An 18,943-nucleotide genomic window follows, 5' to 3' on the forward strand; every position below is an offset into this window, starting at 1 on the left:
GGTCCAAAAACGTGGATGGCCGGGACAAGCCCGGCCATGACGACGAATTCAGCAGTCTTAGATCGATCTCAGCGCTTCTTGCGCAGGCGCACGACCATGTCGATGCGCGCGATCTCGTAACCCTCCGGTACCTCCGGCATCTTGGACAGCGCCAGATGCGGGTCCTCGATGTCGACCAGCTCGTGGCTGTTCTCGAGGTAATAATGGTGGTGGGTGGTGACGTTGGTGTCGAAATAGGTCTTGGTGCCGTCGACACTGACCTGGCGCAGCAGGCCGGCATCGGTCAACTGGTTCAGCGTGTTGTAGACGGTCGCGAGCGACACCGGCACCTTGGCCAGCGTCGCCTCCTCGTAGAGCATTTCAGCCGTGAGGTGGCGAGCACCCTTGCCGAACAGGAGCCAGCCGAGCGCCATACGCTGGCGCGTCGGACGAAGCCCCGCGGACTGGAGCATTTCGTTGACGTCGTGCCACGGGCAGCCGGTCAAGGCCGGCTGGCGGCCGGACAGGAGGGCCGCGGAATGGACGTCGTCGTCGTGATGGGGCGCGGTATTCTCGCTCATTTCCAGATTTCGGGCACACGTGGACACTATCACTCTGCAATATATGGACAGATAGATGCAGATGCAAGTTTCTCGCAACTAGAGAGGTTCTAATCCGAAGTGGAACCGGGCGAGCACGCGGTCATTTTACCTTCATGAGATCGCTTTGCCACCCGAAGTGCCTGTGTTAGAGAGCGCGCGGTTCCGCTTGGCCGATATGGCGCAGCCGGGCGTTGAGGCCCGTCCCGCAGTCCATCGGGGCTCGTGGCAGTCGCCTGACGACGGCAATTGGCGCTGCTTTCCGAACGAAACGGGACCCATTTTTGCCAGAAACGCCGCTCAATCGGGGTTAGAACAGAGGCTTCCGCATGCTGAACAGGCGCAATGGTTACGAATACGAAGATCTGCTGGCATGTGCCCGCGGCGAGATGTTCGGTCCGGGCAATGCCCAGCTGCCGCTGCCGCCGATGCTGATGTTCGACCGTATCACGGAAATCAACGACAATGGTGGCGAGTTCGGCAAGGGCGTGGTGCGCGCCGAGCTCGACGTGAAGCCCGACCTCTGGTTCTACGGCTGCCACTTCAAGAACGATCCCGTTATGCCCGGCTGCCTCGGTCTCGATGCGCTGTGGCAAATGGTCGGCTTTTTCCTGGGCTGGAGCGGCGGTGAAGGTCGTGGCCGCGCGCTTGGCCTGAACGAGCTGAAGTTCAGCGGTCAGGTGCTGCCTGAGGCCCGCAAGGTTGTGTACAACATCGACATCAAGCGTGTGATGCGTTCAAAGCTGGTGCTCGGCATCGCCGACGGATGGCTTTCGGTCGATGACCAGATTATCTATCGCGCGAAGGACCTGAAGGTCGGCTTGTTCAAGCAGGGAACGAGCCTGGGCTGAGCGCATCATCCAGGAAGACAACGATTTAGGCGAGGCTGACATGAGGCGGGTTGTGGTCACCGGGATGGGCATTGTCTCGTCGATCGGAAACAACACCCAGGAAGTGCTTGCGAGCCTCCACGAGGCGAAGTCGGGCATTTCGCGGGCTGAGAAATATGCCGAACTCGGCTTCCGTTCGCAGGTGCAAGGTGCGCCGACGATCGATCCTGCGACGGTTGTCGACCGGCGTGCAATGCGCTTCCTCGGCCAGGGCGCGGGCTGGAATCACATCGCGATGGAGCAGGCGATCCAGGACTCCGGTCTGTCGCCCGAAGAAGTCTCCAACGTCCGCACCGGCATCATCATGGGCTCCGGCGGCCCGTCCGCCCGCACCATCGTCGAATCTGCCGACATCACCCGTACCAAGGGACCGAAGCGCGTCGGACCGTTTGCAGTGCCGAAGGCGATGTCGTCCACGGCCTCCGCGACGCTCGCGACCTGGTTCAAGATCAAGGGCGTGAATTATTCGATCTCTTCGGCCTGCGCGACGTCGAACCACTGCGTCGGCAACGCCTATGAGACGATCCAGATCGGCAAGCAGGACGTCATCTTCGCCGGCGGCTGCGAGGAACTGGACTGGTCGCTCTCGGTGCTGTTCGACGCCATGGGTGCGATGTCGTCAAAGTACAATGATACGCCCGCCACCGCCTCGCGTCCCTACGACGTCAACCGCGACGGCTTCGTCATCGCCGGCGGCGCCGGCGTGCTGGTGCTGGAAGAGCTCGAACATGCCAAGGCGCGCGGTGCGCGCATTTACGGCGAGATCGTCGGCTACGGCGCGACGTCGGACGGCTACGACATGGTCGCGCCGTCGGGTGAGGGCGCCGAGCGCTGCATGCGCATGGCGATGTCCACCGTGAAGACCAAGGTCGACTACATCAATCCGCACGCGACCTCGACCCCGGCCGGCGATCCGCCGGAAATCGATGCGCTCCGCCGCGTGTTCGGCGCCGGTGAAAAGTGCCCGCCGATCTCGGCGACCAAGGCGCTGACCGGTCACTCGCTCGGTGCGACCGGCGTGCAGGAAGCGATCTATTCGCTGCTGATGATGAACAACGGCTTCATCTGCGAGAGCGCGCACATCCAGGAGCTCGATCCCGTGTTCGCCGACATGCCGATCGTGCGCAAGCGCATCGACAACGCCAAGATCGGCACCGTGCTGTCGAACTCCTTTGGCTTCGGCGGCACCAACGCCACGCTGGTGTTCAGCCGGCTGGATGTGTGACGTCATTGCGGACGCACTGGTAGTTTTTTCGTCATGGCCGGGCTCGTCCCGGCCATCCACGTCTTTGCCACCAGTTGCGAAAGAACGTGGATGCCCGGGACAAGCCGGGCATGATGGAGAGCGGAGAGTAATTGCGAGATGGAAGGACTGATGAAAGGCAAGCGCGGTCTGATCATGGGCATCGCCAATGATCATTCGATCGCCTGGGGCATGGCGAAGACGCTGCATGCCCATGGCGCCGAGCTTGCCTTCACCTTCCAGGGCGAGGCCCTGGGCAAGCGCGTCAAGCCGCTGGCGGAATCGCTTGGTGTGGATCTGGTTCTGCCCTGCGACGTCGAGGACATCGCCAGCGTCGATGCGACCTTCGATGTGCTCCGCGAAAAATGGGGCAAGCTCGATTTCGTCATCCACGCAATCGGCTTTGCCGACAAGAACGAGCTCAAGGGCCGCTACGCCGACACCAGCCGCGAGAATTTTTCGCGCACCATGGTGATCTCCTGCTTCTCCTTCACGGAAATAGCAAAACGCGCTGCCGAGCTGATGACGGAGGGCGGCAGCATGATCACGCTGACGTTCGGCGCCTCGGAGCGCGCGATGCCGAACTATAACGTGATGGGCGTGGCCAAGGCGGCTCTGGAAGCTTCCGTGCGCTACCTTGCCTCCGATTTCGGCCCTCGCGGCATTCGCGTCAACGCGATCTCCGCGGGCCCCATCCGCACGCTCGCCGGCTCCGGCATCGGCGAGGCGCGCGCGATGTTCGCCTACATGCAGAAGCACTCGCCGCTCCGCCGCGGCGTCACGCTCGACGAGCTCGGCGGCTCCGCGCTGTATCTGTTGTCGGACCTCTCCGGCGGCGTGACCGGCGAGATCCACTATGTCGATTCCGGCTACAACATCGTCCTGATGCCGAGGCCGGACGATCTGAAGCCGGAATAGATACGTTCACCGGCAACGTTGTCATGCCCCGCCTAGTGCGCAAGAGCGCACGATGACAGCGACCGAGTTGCTCTAACCCGCCGCGATCTTCTCGGCGCGCTGGAACGCCGGCCGCGCCATGCAGCGTGCGATATAGGCATCGAAGGCCGGACGCGACGGCACCATCTTGAACAGTCGCACTGCGAAATTCAGTCCTGAGCCGATCGTGATGTCGGCGGCCGAAAATTCGTCGCCCAGGATCCACGGTCCCTTCGCGAGCGCAGCTTCCAGCACGTCGAAGACCTGCGTCGCGCTGCCCCAGGCCGCGGTCGAGGTCGGCACCTCGATCTTGGTGAAGATCTGGATGATGGCGGGCTCGATGCAGCCCGGCGAGAAGAACAGCCATTGCAGATAGCGCGCGCGGCGCGGGTCGGTCATGGCGGGCGCCAGCTTCGTCTCGGGATAGCGATCGGCGATGTAGGCGCAGATCGCCGCGGCTTCGCCGAGCGCGGCCTCGCCGTCGGCGAGCGCCGGGACCTTGCCCATCGGATTGACCTTCAAATAATCCGGCGCCTTCTGCGCGCCGGTCGAAATGTCGGTCAGCACGCGCTCATAGGGAAGGCCGCTCTCCTCCATCAGCCAGAGCGTCGAAAACGAGCGCGAGCGGGGCGACCAATAGAGCTTGATCATGGTGCGGAACCTTCTATCGGCGGGAGGCGCGGCGAGAGCCCATTCATTGCGTGTCTGCTCCGAATTCGCAACGCACTACGTCTGGGAGAGATGCGGCTCTCGGTAGCCGACATCTTGGTCAATGCGAAATCCGTCTGCGGGTTGACGGCGAACGCCTTCAATCAGAGCATCGCCGGATATGCGGGTCGTCGCAGCTGTTCACCTCGCTTCACGTGCGAAATAAGCCGGCAGAATCTTGTCCAGTCGCTTTGTCAGAAATTCGCGGGTGGTGTCGCGCAAGGCGGTGCTGTTGGCGGCGTCCGCCGCCGTTTCCGGGAACATGGATTTGTCCACCTTCCGCAGGAATTCGTTGTCGACGAAATTGTCGGCCAGATGCTTCATGACGCCTTCGAATGTGACAGCAGGCCCCTTCCTGATCTCGAATGTCTGGCCGTCGACGACGATCACGCCGACATAGACGAAGACATACGCGTAGGAGATGAGACCGACACCCCGGCTGAAGATGCCGACGCCGCTGAGCGTCTGATTGGTCCCGTCTAGCTGTCCTTCATTGCGCATGACGACGACATAGCGCTCGCAGCCGGCATTGCCCGCGACCTGACGGACCAGGTTCGAGAGCTCATCGCGCCGATTGCGAAACAGGCCGCCCTTCGGATGGTAATAGGAATCGAAGGCGCCCTTGGCGTAGGGAATCCGTCGCACCGGAATCGTTCCGGCAGCCGCGCGCACCCGCGCAAAGGTGAGGTCGTCGAGGCCCCAGGATACCGGTACTTCCGCATAATCGTTGCCGAACACGGTCAGCCCGATCTTCTGGACGACGAAGAGGTCCTGCGTCGCCGCAATCACGCCGATGCCGCAAGGCCCGGTGCTTGCGGGCTCCGCAGGCTTGGCTGGAGCCTGTGGTTTCGGCGCTGCTTTCCTGGCAACCGGTTTTGCCTGCTGAGTGGTCTGAGCGGCGGGCGGGGTTGTTGCGGGAGGCGTTTGCGCCGCTGCTGGGGCCAGAACGGACAGCAGGACGAGCACCGAGGCAGCAAATCGAAACATGGATTCCGGGGATCGACGGCAGGAGGATATCGGCCGCGCCACACTAGGGTGGGATCGTGACAACCGCAAGCTGCACCCGGAGGTCGCCGTCTATTCGGTGGGCCGCTGCCGCTTCCACCGGTAATACTTCATCACGAAGCCATTCGATGGCTCGATCTCCTCCTTCTCGAACACGAAGCCTTCGCGCTCGTACCAGCGCCAGGCCTTTTCGTTCTCACGTACGCAGCGCAGGTACATTTCATCCGGCATTTGCGTGCGCGTGAAGGCGAGCAATTGTCGTCCGAGCGACTGCCCCTGGTAGGCGGGCCCGACGAAAAGCATGTCGAGATAGCGTTTTGGCAGATGCAGCGCCAGCATGGCGGCGATGGTGCCGTTATCGTCGGCGACGAACAGGCTCCAGCCGTTCTCGATCTCGCGCCTTATGCGCGCACGCAGATTGGCGAGCAGGAAGGCGCTCGCCTCGCCGAAGCCGGTCGAGACCCAGCTTTCCATCCAGACGCGGCCGACCTCGTCATATTCGTCGGCGCGGGCGGGACGGATGATCGGATCAGGCATTGGTGCTCTCGGTTCGATCTGCCCGGCACAAGCGGGAGGTCACTTGAATGATCTCGGTCGTCTCTGAAAATTCCCGCCTAGGCACGCTGGCTGCGCGCGGCTTGCTTCGGGCGCGCTTTGCCGGCTGACAAACACACCACTTCGGAGATCTGCAGGAGCTGGCGCGCCAGCGGGCTGGTCTTGCGCCACACCATGCCGATGGTGCGCGAGGGCTCGGGGTCGCGGAAGCGCGCGAGCGAAACCGAGGCGGATCGCGTCTCCACCGGCACGGCCATCTCCGGAATCAGCGTGACGCCGATGCCGGCGCTGACCATCTGGACCAGCGTCGACAGCGAATTCGCGTCCAGCATTTCGCGCGGCGGCGCCGATTGCATGTTGCAGAACGATAGCGCCTGATCGCGGAAGCAGTGGCCCTCTTCGAGCAGCAGCAGCCGCATCTCGCGCATCATCTCGCGCGAGGGTACCGGCGTGCCTTCGTCGGAGCCAGGGCGCACCAGCAGGAATTTTTCATCGAACAGCGCGACCTCGGTGAGCGAAGGCTCTGACACCGGCAATGCGACGATGGCGGTGTCGAGCCGGCCTTCGACGAGCTCCTGGATCAGCCGCGGTGTCATCGTCTCGCGCACGCGGATGTCGAGCTCCGGATGCATGCGGGTGAGATTCTTGGTGATGGTGGGCAGGAGATAGGGCGCGATCGTCGGGATCATGCCGATCCGCAGGCGACCCGAGAAACGGTCCTGCGAGGCGCGGGCGAAATCGCCGAGCTCGTCGACCGAGCGCAAAATGTCGCGGACGCGCTGCGCGAGTTCCTCACCGAACCGGGTCAGTGCGACCTGCCGGGCGCTGCGCTCCAGCAGCAGGCCGCCGAGCGCCTCCTCCAACTCCTTGATCTGCATCGACAAGGCCGGCTGCGAGATGGAACAGGACTCAGCCGCGCGGCCGAAATGACCATGACGCGCCAGCGCGTCGAAATACCGGAGCTGTCGCAGGGTGACGTTGAGCATCAGGAAATCTTATTGCAGCGATCATTAAAGTCAACTTCACCTGATCGAACGCGAAGCTTAGAGTAGTTCTACCTGGTCAAAAGGCGCGAGTTCGACGCCGCCAGAGGAGGTATTCATGGACGACTCTTCGAAGTGCCCGTTTTCGGGCGGAAAACCCACGCGCGTGAACCGCGACTGGTGGCCGACCCAGCTCAGCATCGAGATGCTGCACAAGAATTCCGCTCTGTCCGACCCGATGGGCAAGGGCTTCGACTACGCCAAGGAATTCAAGTCGCTCGATCTCAACGCGGTCATCAAGGACCTGACCGCTCTGATGACGGACTCGCAGGAATGGTGGCCCGCCGACTTCGGTCACTATGGCGGCCTCATGATCCGCATGGCCTGGCACAGCGCCGGCACCTATCGCATCACGGACGGCCGCGGTGGCGCCGGTGCCGGCCAGCAGCGTTTCGCACCGCTCAACAGCTGGCCCGACAACGCCAACCTCGACAAGGCACGCCGTCTGCTCTGGCCGATCAAGCAGAAATACGGCCGCAAGATTTCCTGGGCTGATTTGATGGTGCTCGCCGGCAACGTCGCGCTGGAATCGATGGGCTTCAAGACCTTCGGTTTCGCCGGTGGCCGCGCCGACGTCTGGGAGCCGGAAGAGCTCTATTGGGGTCCCGAAGGCACCTGGCTGGGCGATGAGCGCTACAGCGGCGAACGCCAGCTCGCCGAGCCGCTCGGCGCGGTGCAGATGGGCCTGATCTACGTCAATCCGGAAGGCCCGAACGGCAAGCCTGATCCGGTCGCCGCGGCCAAGGACATCCGCGAGACGTTCGCCCGCATGGCGATGAACGACGAGGAAACCGTCGCGCTGATCGCCGGTGGCCACACCTTCGGCAAGACCCATGGCGCGGGCGACCCCTCGCTGGTCGGGCCGGAGCCGGAAGCAGGCGCACTCGAGGATCAGGGCCTCGGCTGGAAGAGCAAGCACGCTTCGGGCCTGGCGGGCGATTCCATCACCAGCGGTCTCGAGGTGACGTGGACGACGACGCCGACGAAGTGGAGCAACAACTTCTTCGAGAACCTGTTCAAGTACGAATGGGAGCTGACCAAGAGCCCGGGCGGTGCGAATCAGTGGACGGCCAAGGGTGCCGAGGCGATCATTCCCGATGCCTTCGACAAGTCCAAGAAGCATCGGCCCACGATGCTGACGACCGACCTCTCGCTGCGCCTCGATCCGGCCTATGAGAAGATCTCGCGGCGTTTCCTGGAGAACCCGGCTCAGTTCGCGGACGCCTTCGCCCGCGCCTGGTTCAAGCTCACCCACCGCGACATGGGTCCGATCCAGCGCTATCTCGGCCCGCTGGTGCCGAAGGAGACGCTGATCTGGCAGGACCCGATCCCGGCCGTGAATCACGAGCTGGTCGGCGATCAGGACATCGCTGCGCTGAAGACCAAGATCCTGGCTTCAGGTCTCTCGGTCTCTGAGCTGGTCTCGACCGCCTGGGCGTCGGCCTCGACGTTCCGCGGCTCGGACAAGCGCGGCGGCGCCAATGGCGCTCGCATCCGTCTTGCCCCGCAGAAGGATTGGGAGGTGAACCAGCCGGCTCAGCTCTCCAAGGTCCTCGGCAAGCTCGAGGCGATCCAGAAGGACTTCAACGCGTCATCCGGTGCGAAGAAGGTCTCGCTCGCCGACCTCATCGTCCTCGGCGGTTCTGCCGCGGTCGAGAAGGCCGCGAAGGATGCCGGCGTCGACGTGAAGATCGCCTTCACGCCGGGCCGCATGGATGCTTCGCAGGAGCAGACCGACGCGGACTCCTTCGCCCCGCTCGAGCCGCGGGCCGATGGCTTCCGCAACTACATCGGCAAGAAGCATCAGTTCCTGCAGCAGGAGGAGGCCCTCGTCGATCGCGCGCAGCTTCTGAAGCTGAGCGGACCCGAGCTGACCGTGCTCGTCGGCGGCCTGCGTGTGCTTGGTGCCAACGCGAACGGTTCGAAGCACGGTGTCTTGACCTCGAAGGTCGGAACGCTGAGCAACGACTTCTTCGCCAACCTGCTCGACATGAGCACGCAGTGGACGCCGGCGGCTGACGGCACCTACGAGGCCCGTGACCGCAAGACAAATGCGGTCAAGTGGACCGGCACGCGCGCCGACCTGATCTTCGGCGCGCACTCGCAGCTCCGCGCCTTCGCCGAGGTCTATGCCTCGTCGGATGCCAAGCAGCAGTTCGTGCAGGATTTTGCCAAGGCCTGGACCAAGGTGATGAACCTCGACCGGTACGACATCGCGGCCTGATCCCTGAGCTTTAAGCAAGCGACAAACAAAAAGGGCGGCCGCGAGGCCGCCCTTCGTGTTTCTGATGTGCGGAGCGATTACTCGCCGGCCGCTTCCCGCGGGGCCTTCTCGCCCTCGCCCTTGCCCTCGAGGTCTTCGCCGGTGGTCTGGTCGACCACCTTCATCGACAGCCGGGTCTTGCCGCGATCGTCGAAGCCGAGCAGCTTGACCTTGACCTTGTCGCCTTCCTTGACGACGTCGGAGGTCTTCTGCACGCGCGCCGAAGCGAGCTGGCTGATGTGGACGAGGCCGTCCTTGGAACCGAAGAAGTTCACGAAGGCGCCGAACTCCATCACCTTGACGACGGTGCCGTCATAGATCTGGCCGACTTCCGGATCGGACGCGATCGACTTGATCCACTTGATCGCGGCCTTCATCGCCTCGCCGTCGCTGGAGGCGACCTTCACGGTGCCGTCGTCCTCGATGTTGACCTTGGCGCCGGTCTTCTCGACGATCTCGCGGATCACCTTGCCGCCGGTGCCGATCACTTCGCGGATCTTGTCGGTGGCGATCTTGAAGGTCTCGATGCGCGGCGCGTATTCGCCGAGCTCGGCGCGGGCGTTGGTGAGCGCCTTGGCCATTTCGCCGAGGATGTGGATACGTCCATCCTTGGCCTGACCGAGCGCGACCTTCATGATCTCCTCGGTGATGCCCTCGATCTTGATGTCCATCTGGAGCGAGGTGATGCCCGCTTCCGTACCGGCGACCTTGAAGTCCATGTCGCCGAGATGATCTTCGTCACCGAGGATGTCCGAGAGAACCGCGAAGCGCTTGTCTTCGAGGATCAGGCCCATCGCGATGCCCGCGGTCGGCCGCTTCAACGGCACGCCGGCATCCATCAGCGCGAGCGAAGCGCCGCAGACCGAAGCCATCGAGGACGAACCGTTCGACTCGGTGATCTCCGACACCACGCGCGTGGTGTAGGGGAATTCGTGGTGCGGCGGCAGCACCGGGTGGATCGCGCGCCAGGCGAGCTTGCCGTGGCCGATCTCGCGGCGCTTGGTGCCGCCGAGGCGGCCGGTCTCACCGACCGAGTAGGGAGGGAAGTTGTAGTGCAGCAGGAACGTCTCTTTGTACGTTCCCGACAGCGCGTCGATGTACTGCTCGTCCTCGCCGGTGCCGAGCGTGGTCACGACCATCGCCTGGGTTTCGCCGCGGGTGAACAGCGCCGAGCCGTGGGCGCGGGGCAGCACGCCGACTTCGGCGACGATGTTGCGCACGGTCTTGCTATCGCGGCCGTCGATGCGCTTGCCGGTGTCGAGGATGTTCCAGCGAACGATCTTGGCCTCGAGTTCCTTGAACACGCCGGCGACGCGCAGCTTGTCGTATTTCGGTTCCTGCCCTTCGGGGAAGTAATGGGCGATCACCTTTTCCTTGACCTTGCCGACCGCGGCGTAGCGATCCTGCTTGACCGGAATCGCGTAGGCGGCCCGCAGTTCCTGCTCGACGAGGCCGAGCATTTCCTTCTCGAGCGCCGAATTGTCGATGACGGTGACTTCGCGCGGCTCCTTGGCAGCCTTTTCGGCGAGCTCGATGATGGCGTTGATCACCGGCTGGAAGTGGCGGTGACCGAACATCACGGCGCCGAGCATGATGTCCTCGTTGAGCTCCTTGGCTTCCGATTCCACCATCAGCACGGCGTCGGCGGTGCCGGCGACGACCAGGTCGAGCTGGGTGTCGACCATCTCGTCGAGCGTCGGGTTGAGGATGAACTCGTCATTGGCGAAGCCGACGCGGGCTGCGCCGATCGGGCCCTTGAAGGGTGCGCCGGACAGGGTCAGCGCGGCCGACGAGGCCACCAGCGCCACGATGTCAGGGTCGTTTTCCATATCGTGCGAGAGCACGGTGGCGATCACCTGGGTTTCGTTGCGCCAGCCGTCGACGAACAGCGGACGGATCGGACGGTCGATCAGGCGGGAGACCAGCGTCTCCTTCTCGGTCGGACGACCCTCGCGCTTGAAATAGCCGCCGGGAATGCGGCCGGCTGCGTAGGTCTTCTCCTGGTAGTCGACGGTCAGCGGCAGGAAGTCGACGCCCTCGCGCGGCGCCTTCGCCGCGACGACGGTGGCGAGCACCACGGTCTCGCCATAGGTGGCGACGACGGCGCCGTCGGCCTGACGCGCGATCTTGCCGGTTTCGAGCTTGAGAGTGCGTCCACCCCAGTCGATCTCGACTGAATGCTTATTGAACATAGAGGTCTTCTTTCATGGGTTCTCGAAAGAAAGACGGGCCGAAAAACAAAAACCATGCGCAAGATTGCGGGACGTTGATCGAAGCGGGCGATCAGCGTCCTGCGATCCTGCCATGGTTTTCGGATTTCGGATGGCGTCCATCCTTTCGGGTCATACGGGCGCCTTGCCCGTTGTGCCCAGCCGCCGGATTGCTGCTGGACTGTCAGTCGGCACGAACGCGAGCACCGAATTGCGGTCCTCGCCCACCGTGCCCCGGATGCTAGCCGTCACTCGAGCATGATCCGGAAAAGTGCAAAGCGGTTTTCCGAAAAGATCATGCTCAAACAACAATCCAAAGTGCGATTCATATCGCGCTTTGGGCTCGCACCCGATGCGCACGCAGCCTCGATCAAAAACCTTTAAAAAAACGCTTTCGCTCGAAACCGCGCACGAAAACGCGCGCCAGTGGCGCGCGCAGGAACACTTAACGACGAATGTTGTGCTTCTCGAGCAGCGCCTTGTAACGCGCCTCGTCCCTCTTCTTGAGGTAGTCGAGGAGCGAGCGGCGGGTCGAAACCAGCTTCAAGAGGCCGCGACGCGAATGGTTGTCCTTCACGTGGGTCTTGAAATGGTTGGTGAGGTTGTTGATGCGTTCCGACAGGATCGCGACCTGAACCTCTGGCGAGCCGGTGTCGCCGGCCTTGTTGGCATTCGTCTTGATGACTTCCGCTTTGCGTTCTGCGGCAATCGACATCGTCAATTTCTCTCGTTGCGACCGGTGCTGGCAGTCAGACCGGTCAGGTTGAACACACGCTTGGGGATGATTTCGCCGTTGCCGACTTCAGCAAGCGCCAAGAGACGGCCTGCCACCGTGACATAGACTGTGCCGCTACTAGTGGGCGCATCCCGTCCGCGCAATAAAACGGCCTGGCCCCGGTGGAGCCTTGCCGCATCAGCCCGAGTGACGGCCAGTGCCGGGATGTCGTCCAGCGCGGTCTCAACGGGCATAAGCGCGTCGGCGAGGCTGCCCTCGCCGGACGCGGCTCTATCGCATAAAGCCTCCAACTGATCCAGCGGAATCATGTCGTTCTCGTCGAATGGGCCGACCAGGGTCCGCCGCAGCGCGCAGATATGGCCGAAAGTGCCGAGAATCCGGCCCATATCGCGGGCGAGCGCCCGGACATAGGTCCCCTTGCCGCACTCCGCCTCGAACACTGCCCGGTCGTTATCCGGTTGATCCACAAGGGCTAAATGGTGAATTTCGACCGGACGGGGGGCCAGTTCCACGACCTCGCCGTCGCGGGCGAGGTCATAGGCGCGCTCGCCCTGGACCTTGATCGCGGAATAGCGCGGCGGGATCTGCTCGATCACCCCGGTAAAGCGGGGCAGGAGGGCCAGGATTGCCTCCCGCGTCGGGCGCTGGTCGGAGGTCGCGGTGACCCGGCCCTCGATGTCGTCGGTGTCGCGCTCCTCGCCCCAGCACACGGTGAACTGGTAGCGCTTGCGGCCGTCCATCACAAAGGGAACCGTCTTGGTGGCCTCGCCGAGCGCGATCGGCAGGCCGCCGGAGGCGAGCGGGTCGAGCGTGCCGGCGTGTCCCGCGCGCTTGGCGTTGAACAGGCGCTTGAGTACGGCGACCGCCTGCGTCGAGGTCATGCCGATCGGCTTGTCGAGCACGACCCAGCCATGGACATCGCGGCGGTCGCGGCGCGGCTGGTTGCCCTTCTGCTGCTTGGCGCGGGGATCGTTGTTGACGCGGCGCGGCTCCTGATGCGGCTGAGAATTGCCGCCGAGATCCGCAAAATTATTTTTCTGCACGTCGCGCTGATCGACTTCTTCGCTGCCGATCGTGCCGTGAGCCGGGTCCATCGTCATTGCTCTTCTTCCCGATCCGAATCCGGATCCTGTTCCAGGTCCTTCTGCACCGCAGGTGTTCGCAAAAGCTTCTCGATCCGTTCCGCTTCGTCGAATCGTTCGTCGACGCGGAAACGAAGGTCAGGTGCAAATTTCAGGTTAACGCGCCGCGCGACTTCGCCGCGCAGGAATTTCTTGTTGCGCTCGAGCGCAGCGATGACGACCTCGGTGTCGCGGCCACCAAGCGGCATCACATAGACTGTCGCGAGCTTCAGGTCGGGCGACATCCGTACCTCCGGCACGGTGATGATGTGACCCTCGAGGTCATCATCATGCACATTGCCTTGCGCCAGAATCTCGGCCATCGCGTGGCGAACCTGCTCGCCGACACGCAACTGGCGTTGCGAGCCGCCCGGCGCGGAACTTTTCTTCTGATGGTGGCGGGGCATGATCGAAAATCACCTCGTCGTGCCCGCGTTTGGGACACGAGCATTGTCATTTGTCCTGTTGAAACGAATGCGGTGCGATGGCCGGAATAAATCCGGCCATCGCACTCCCGCAATTTCAGCTCAAAAAGATCCGGGCGCTTCGGTAAGATTTGGACTTACAGGGAGCGCTGGATCGTCTCCACGCGATAACACTCGATCACGTCACCGGCACGCATGTCGTGATAGTTCTCGAAGGCCATGCCGCATTCCTGACCGGACTGGACTTCCTTCACTTCGTCCTTGAAGCGCTTCAGCGTCGACAGCTTGCCTTCGTGCACGACGACGTTGTCGCGGATCAGGCGCACATTGGCGCCGCGTTCCACGGTGCCGTCGGTGACGCGGCAGCCGGCAACCTTGCCGACCTTGGAGATGTTGAAGATCTCCAGGATCGAGGCATTGCCCAGCATGGTTTCGCGCAAGGTCGGCGCGAGCAGGCCGCTCATCGCCTTCTTCACGTCGTCCACGAGGTCGTAGATGATGTTGTAGTAGCGGATCTCGATGCCGTTGCGCTTGGCGGCCGCAGCCGCCTCCTTGTTGGCACGAACCGAGAAGCCGATGATCGCGGCGTTGAAGCCTTCCGCGAGCGTCACGTCGGATTCCGAGATACCGCCGACGCCGGCATGCAGGATGCGGGCGGCGACTTCGTCGGTGCCGAGCTTCTCCAGCGAGCCGAGGATCGCTTCCAGCGAGCCCTGCACGTCGGCCTTGATGATCAGCGGGAATTCCTTGCGGCCCGCCGTCTTCAATTGCGACATCATCTGCTCGAGCGAGCCGCGCATGCCGGAAATCGAGGCAGCGGCGTTCTCGCGCTTCTGGTGCGCGCGGTAGCTGGTGACCTGGCGGGCGCGGGCTTCGTTCTCGACCACGGCGAGACGATCGCCTGCTTCCGGCGGACCGTTGAAGCCGAGCACCTCGACCGGCACCGAGGGGCCTGCCTCCTGCACCGTCTCGCCCTGATCCGAGATCAGCGCGCGGACGCGGCCCATTTCGGCGCCGGCGACGATGATGTCACCGACACGGAGCGTGCCGCGCTGGACCAGCACGGTCGCGACCGGGCCACGGCCGCGATCGAGCTTGGCTTCGATCACGGTGCCTTCGGCCGGGCGATCCGAATTGGTCTTGAGGTCGAGGATGTCGGCCTGGAGCGCGATCATCTCGAGCAGCTTGTCGAGATTGGTCTTGTTCTTGGCGGACACTTCGACGTCGACGACTTCGCCGCCGAAGGATTCGACCTGCACCTCGTGCTGGAGCAGCTCGGTGCGCACGCGCTCGGGCTTCGCATCGGGCTTGTCGATCTTGTTGATGGCAACGATGATCGGCACCCGCGCCGCCTTGGCGTGGTTGATGGCTTCGATCGTCTGCGGCATCACGCCGTCATCGGCAGCAACCACCAGCACGACGATGTCGGTCACCTTGGCGCCGCGGGCGCGCATCGCGGTGAACGCGGCGTGGCCGGGCGTGTCGATGAAGGTGATCTTCTTGCCGCTTTCGGGCGACAGCACCTGATAGGCGCCGATATGCTGGGTGATGCCGCCGGCTTCGCCGGAGACGACGTTGGCATGACGGAGCGCGTCGAGCAGCGAGGTCTTGCCGTGGTCGACGTGACCCATCACGGTCACCACGGGCGAACGCGTCTCGGTGTCGGAGGAATCGTCGACCTGGTCAAACAGACCCTCTTCGACGTCCGACGCGGCAACGCGCTTGACGGTGTGACCCAGTTCTTCGGCGATCAGCTGCGCGGTGTCGGCGTCGATCACGTCGGTGATCTTGTGCATCGCGCCCTGCTTCATCAGCATGCGGATGACGTCGACCGCGCGCTCGGCCATGCGGTTGGCGAGCTCCTGGATGGTGATCGCTTCCGGAATGATCACCTCGCGGATCAGCTTTTCCTTCGGCTCGTTCGAGGCGTGCCCCTTCAGGCGCTGGGTACGGCGACGGAAGGAGGCAATCGAGCGCTCGCGCACGTCGTCGGCATTGAATGCGGTGACGACGGTCAGGCGGCCGCGCTCCTTCTGCGGACCGGGCTTGTGGGTGGTCTTGGGGGGCGGCGCCGGACGCGCGGCGCCGCCGGGGCCGCGGCGGATCTGGCGCGGACCCTCGTCCTCGTCCGGTCCGGCTGCGACAGCGGGGGCGCGACCCACCGGGCCTCCCGGCCGCTGCGTGGTCGTTCCGGGCCGCGCCGTCGTTGTTCCGGGGCGGGCAGTGGCGGTGGTCCCGGGCCGCGCCGCGGGCGCTCCAGGCCGCGGTGCAGGAGCGGGCGCGGCCGTCGTCGTTGCAGGGCGCGCCGCGGATTGCGGCTGCTCGCCTTCGCCAAAACGCTTCTTGGCCTCGGTTTCGGCCTTGCGCTTGGCTTCCTCTTCGTGGCGGTGACGCTCATCCTCGGCCTTGCGGCGGGCCTCGGCGGCCTCGCGCTCGGCGCGCTCGGCGCTTTCGCGGACAGCGCGGCGCTGGGCCTCTTCCTCGGCATGGCGGCGTTCTTCGACTTCGCGCACCTTGGCATCGGCCAGCGCGCTGGCGCGGGCGGAACGTTCGTCCTCGGTCAGCGTGCGCAACACCACGCCGGAGCCGGCGTTACGCGGCGGAGCCGGGCGCGCCGGAGCAGGCGTCGGCGCAGCCGGTGCCGCCGGCTTCGCAACCTCGGTGGCCTGCGGCTCGGGGGTGCCGTCGATGCGGCGCTTGCCGCGCTTCTCGACCACGACCTGCTTGCTACGGCCATGGCTGAAGCTCTGACGCACGGTGCCCGTTTCGACGCGCGGCTTGAGCGATAGCGTCTTGCTCGGAACGCTCAGCTTCTTGTCGCCAGGGGTCTTGGTATCAACCATTCAGCAGTCCTAATCCTGATTTATCAGTGTTGTGCGTTGCCGCACCGTCCTATCGGGTCGTCGTATCTCTCAGAAATCCTGGCCGGGCTTTTCGGCAGTCTTGTCATCGTCCGCCATCCGGTATCGGACCAGCATCTGGCTACGTGACAGGAATGACTTGCTCGCCGGGCCCGCGAGCAGGGCAGCATGTATCACATTTGACCGGGTCAGTGCCAAATCCAATTCTATCGATTTCAGTGCGGTGACAACGGGAATCTGCCGCTTGGCGCCGCGATTCCCGGCATTTTGACGTGCCAGCATGTCTAATTTGCGGATTCCGTCCGCGGCCCCGTCACTGGCATGGATCAGGACCTCGACCGTGCCTTCCCGCAGGCTGCTTTCGACCTTACCGAAGCCGGCCACAATCTGGCCCGCCTTGGCGGCAATCCCAAGGGCTTCCGTCACGCTCCGAACCAGGAGCGCCTCGATGTCGGTGGGAAGCGTCTGGGGAATGCGCAACTCGCGCTTGAAGGCCTTGCTAAATTGGTGACGCCGAACGGCTTCCGCAACCACCTCGCGTGAGGCGGTGATCCACATGCCGCGTCCGGGCAGCTTGCGCTTGAGATCGGGAACTATCGCGCCTTGCGGCGAAATGACGAAGCGGATCAGCTCGTCGATCGGCCGGACCTCGCGACTGACCGCGCACATCCGCATGGTCGCGGACCTTTCGGTCCGCGGGCCATGGTCGAGATCGTGGTCAGTATCTGCGAGCATCCGAGCGACATCCTCCTTCGCCCTTAAGCCGGCTGATCTTCGGTCGCCTCGGCCTCTTCGGCCGGCTTGGCGAGATCGGCTTCGGTGATCCAGCCGGCCTTGACGCGGGCCTGCATGATCATGGCTTCAGCATCGTCGCGGGAGATGTCGATACCGTCGAGCGCACCCGGATATTTGGTCTGCTCGCCGCCTTCCTTGCGCTCGGTCCAGCCGACCAGATCGTCGGTAGCGCAGCCGGCGAGGTCGTCGACGGTCTTGATGTCGTTCTCGCCGAATTTCACCAGCATCTTGGAAGTGACGCCGGGCACGTCCTTGACGGCGTCCTCGACGCCGAGCTCCTTGCGCCTGGCTTCGATCTCGGCTTCCTGCTGCTCAAGATATTCGCGGGCACGGTTCTGGAGCTCCTGCGCGGTCTCCTCGTCAAAACCCTCGATACCGGCGAGTTCCTTGAGGTCCACCATCGCGAGTTCCTCGACCGAGGTGAATCCTTCGGACGCCAGCAATTGGCCGACCACTTCGTCGACGTTGAGCGATTCCATGAAGACGCGGGTGGAGTTCTCGAAGTCGGCCTGGCGGCGCTCCGATTCCTCCTGCTCGGTCAGGATGTCGATGTCCCAGCCGGTGAGCTGCGAGGCCAGACGCACGTTCTGGCCGCGGCGGCCGATCGCCAGCGAGAGCTGGTTGTTGGTGTCGGGCACCACGACCTCGATGCGCTCGCGGTCCTCGTCGATGACGACCTTGGAGACTTCCGCCGGCGCCAGCGCGTTGACCACGAAGGTCGCGATGTCGGGCGACCACGGAATGATGTCGATCTTCTCGCCCTGCAGCTCGTTCACCACCGCCTGCACGCGCGAGCCGCGCATGCCGACGCAGGCGCCGACCGGATCGACCGAGGAATCGCGGGAAATCACGCCGATTTTCGCGCGCGAGCCGGGATCGCGGGCCACCGCCTTGATCTCGACGATGCCGTCATAGATCTCCGGCACTTCCTGCGCGAACAGCTTTGCCATGAACTGCGGATGGGTGCGGGAGAGGAAGATCTGCGGCCCGCGGGTCTCGCGGCGGACGTCGAAGATGTAAGCGCGGACGCGGTCGCCGTTGCGGAACACTTCGCGCGGCAGCATCTCGTCGCGGCGGATGATGGCTTCACCGCGGCCGAGGTCGACGATCACGCTGCCATATTCGACGCGCTTGACGACGCCGTTGACGATGTCGCCGATGCGGTCCTTGAATTCCTGATATTGCCGGTCGCGCTCGGCTTCGCGCACCTTCTGCACGATCACCTGCTTGGCCGACTGCGCGGCGATGCGGCCGTATTCCAGCGGCGGCAGGGTGTCGGCGATGGTGTCGCCGACCTGGGCACCGGGATTGGCGCGCTGCGCGTCGACCAGCGATATCTGGTTGGAGTGATTCTCGACCTTCTCGACCACCAGCATGTGGCGCGACAGCCGCAGCTCGCCCTTCTTCGGGTCGATCTCGGCATGAACGTCAGTCTCGCTGCCGTAACGGGCCCGCGCCGCCTTGGCGATGGCATCTTCCATCGCCGCGATGACGATGCCGCGGTCGATCGATTTTTCGCGTGCAACGGCGTCGGCGATCTGGAGCAACTCAAGTCGATTGGCGCTGACTGCCAT

16 protein-coding genes are annotated in these 18,943 nt (G+C 63.9%); 4 read left to right on the forward strand and 12 right to left on the reverse strand.

All coding sequences use genetic code 11. The features are described 5' to 3' along the window. Positions 1 to 68: 68 nt before the first annotated feature. Positions 69 to 560 (reverse strand): iron response transcriptional regulator IrrA, encoded by a 492-nt coding sequence (gene irrA, locus JQ627_RS15600; protein ID WP_014490952.1) that lies wholly within the window; start codon positions 558 to 560, stop codon positions 69 to 71. Between the two features lie 347 nt (positions 561 to 907). On the opposite strand from irrA, the gene fabA reads away from it, so the two are divergent. From fabA to fabI, 3 genes are all read left to right on the forward strand, one after another. Further along, positions 908 to 1,429 (forward strand): 3-hydroxyacyl-[acyl-carrier-protein] dehydratase FabA, encoded by a 522-nt coding sequence (gene fabA / locus JQ627_RS15605; RefSeq protein ID WP_212485048.1) that lies wholly within the window; start codon positions 908 to 910, stop codon positions 1,427 to 1,429. A gap of 40 nt (positions 1,430 to 1,469) precedes the next feature. Continuing rightward, the gene (gene fabB, locus JQ627_RS15610) at positions 1,470 to 2,693 is read left to right on the forward strand and encodes a beta-ketoacyl-ACP synthase I (RefSeq protein WP_212485049.1); all 1,224 of its coding nucleotides are present in this window, start codon (positions 1,470 to 1,472) and stop codon (positions 2,691 to 2,693) included. Between the two features lie 138 nt (positions 2,694 to 2,831). Continuing rightward, positions 2,832 to 3,629 (forward strand): enoyl-ACP reductase FabI, encoded by a 798-nt coding sequence (fabI, locus tag JQ627_RS15615; protein WP_212485050.1) that lies wholly within the window; start codon positions 2,832 to 2,834, stop codon positions 3,627 to 3,629. 72 nt (positions 3,630 to 3,701) lie between these two features. Here fabI and JQ627_RS15620 read toward each other — a convergent pair whose 3' ends face one another. The 4 genes from JQ627_RS15620 to JQ627_RS15635 all read right to left on the reverse strand — a co-directional run bounded on the left by JQ627_RS15620 (position 3,702) and on the right by JQ627_RS15635 (position 6,901). Then, positions 3,702 to 4,298 carry a glutathione S-transferase family protein gene (locus JQ627_RS15620; RefSeq protein WP_212485051.1) on the reverse strand — a complete coding sequence of 199 codons (597 nt, stop codon included), beginning with the start codon at positions 4,296 to 4,298 and terminating at the stop codon, positions 3,702 to 3,704. A gap of 198 nt (positions 4,299 to 4,496) precedes the next feature. Next, positions 4,497 to 5,342, reverse strand: a complete 846-nt coding sequence (locus JQ627_RS15625) for a hypothetical protein (RefSeq protein WP_212485052.1) — start codon at positions 5,340 to 5,342, stop codon at positions 4,497 to 4,499. Positions 5,343 to 5,432: 90 nt separating this feature from the next. Continuing rightward, complete coding sequence (locus JQ627_RS15630) at positions 5,433 to 5,897, reverse strand: GNAT family N-acetyltransferase (protein ID WP_212485053.1); 465 nt, start codon at positions 5,895 to 5,897, stop codon at positions 5,433 to 5,435. Between the two features lie 77 nt (positions 5,898 to 5,974). Continuing rightward, the gene (locus JQ627_RS15635) at positions 5,975 to 6,901 is read right to left on the reverse strand and encodes a hydrogen peroxide-inducible genes activator (protein WP_212485054.1); all 927 of its coding nucleotides are present in this window, start codon (positions 6,899 to 6,901) and stop codon (positions 5,975 to 5,977) included. Positions 6,902 to 7,016: 115 nt separating this feature from the next. Between JQ627_RS15635 and katG the strand changes: the two genes are divergently transcribed. Beyond that, a complete protein-coding gene (gene katG / locus JQ627_RS15640) occupies positions 7,017 to 9,182 on the forward strand; it encodes a catalase/peroxidase HPI (protein WP_212485055.1) in 2,166 nt (721 codons plus the stop codon). A 77-nt stretch (positions 9,183 to 9,259) separates the two neighbouring features. Here katG and pnp read toward each other — a convergent pair whose 3' ends face one another. The 7 genes from pnp to nusA form a co-directional block, all read right to left on the reverse strand. Then, the gene (gene pnp / locus JQ627_RS15645) at positions 9,260 to 11,413 is read right to left on the reverse strand and encodes a polyribonucleotide nucleotidyltransferase (RefSeq protein WP_212485056.1); all 2,154 of its coding nucleotides are present in this window, start codon (positions 11,411 to 11,413) and stop codon (positions 9,260 to 9,262) included. 463 nt (positions 11,414 to 11,876) lie between these two features. After that, a complete protein-coding gene (gene rpsO / locus JQ627_RS15650; RefSeq protein ID WP_008131787.1) occupies positions 11,877 to 12,146 on the reverse strand; it encodes a 30S ribosomal protein S15 in 270 nt (89 codons plus the stop codon). A gap of 2 nt (positions 12,147 to 12,148) precedes the next feature. After that, positions 12,149 to 13,267 carry a tRNA pseudouridine(55) synthase TruB gene (truB, locus tag JQ627_RS15655; protein ID WP_212485057.1) on the reverse strand — a complete coding sequence of 373 codons (1,119 nt, stop codon included), beginning with the start codon at positions 13,265 to 13,267 and terminating at the stop codon, positions 12,149 to 12,151. After that, on the reverse strand, positions 13,264 to 13,695 hold the full coding sequence (rbfA, locus tag JQ627_RS15660) for a 30S ribosome-binding factor RbfA (RefSeq protein WP_212485058.1): 432 nt from the start codon (positions 13,693 to 13,695) through the stop codon (positions 13,264 to 13,266). Before rbfA ends, truB begins: the two co-directional genes overlap by 4 nt. A 155-nt stretch (positions 13,696 to 13,850) precedes the next feature. Continuing rightward, positions 13,851 to 16,556 carry a translation initiation factor IF-2 gene (gene infB, locus JQ627_RS15665; protein WP_212485059.1) on the reverse strand — a complete coding sequence of 902 codons (2,706 nt, stop codon included), beginning with the start codon at positions 16,554 to 16,556 and terminating at the stop codon, positions 13,851 to 13,853. 69 nt (positions 16,557 to 16,625) lie between these two features. Beyond that, a complete protein-coding gene (locus tag JQ627_RS15670) occupies positions 16,626 to 17,309 on the reverse strand; it encodes an RNA-binding protein (protein WP_212485060.1) in 684 nt (227 codons plus the stop codon). 23 nt (positions 17,310 to 17,332) lie between these two features. Next, positions 17,333 to 18,943 carry a transcription termination factor NusA gene (nusA, locus tag JQ627_RS15675; RefSeq protein WP_212485061.1) on the reverse strand — a complete coding sequence of 537 codons (1,611 nt, stop codon included), beginning with the start codon at positions 18,941 to 18,943 and terminating at the stop codon, positions 17,333 to 17,335.

It is taken from the genome of Bradyrhizobium liaoningense, from assembly GCF_018130785.1.
Classification (GTDB): domain Bacteria; phylum Pseudomonadota; class Alphaproteobacteria; order Rhizobiales; family Xanthobacteraceae; genus Bradyrhizobium; species Bradyrhizobium liaoningense_A.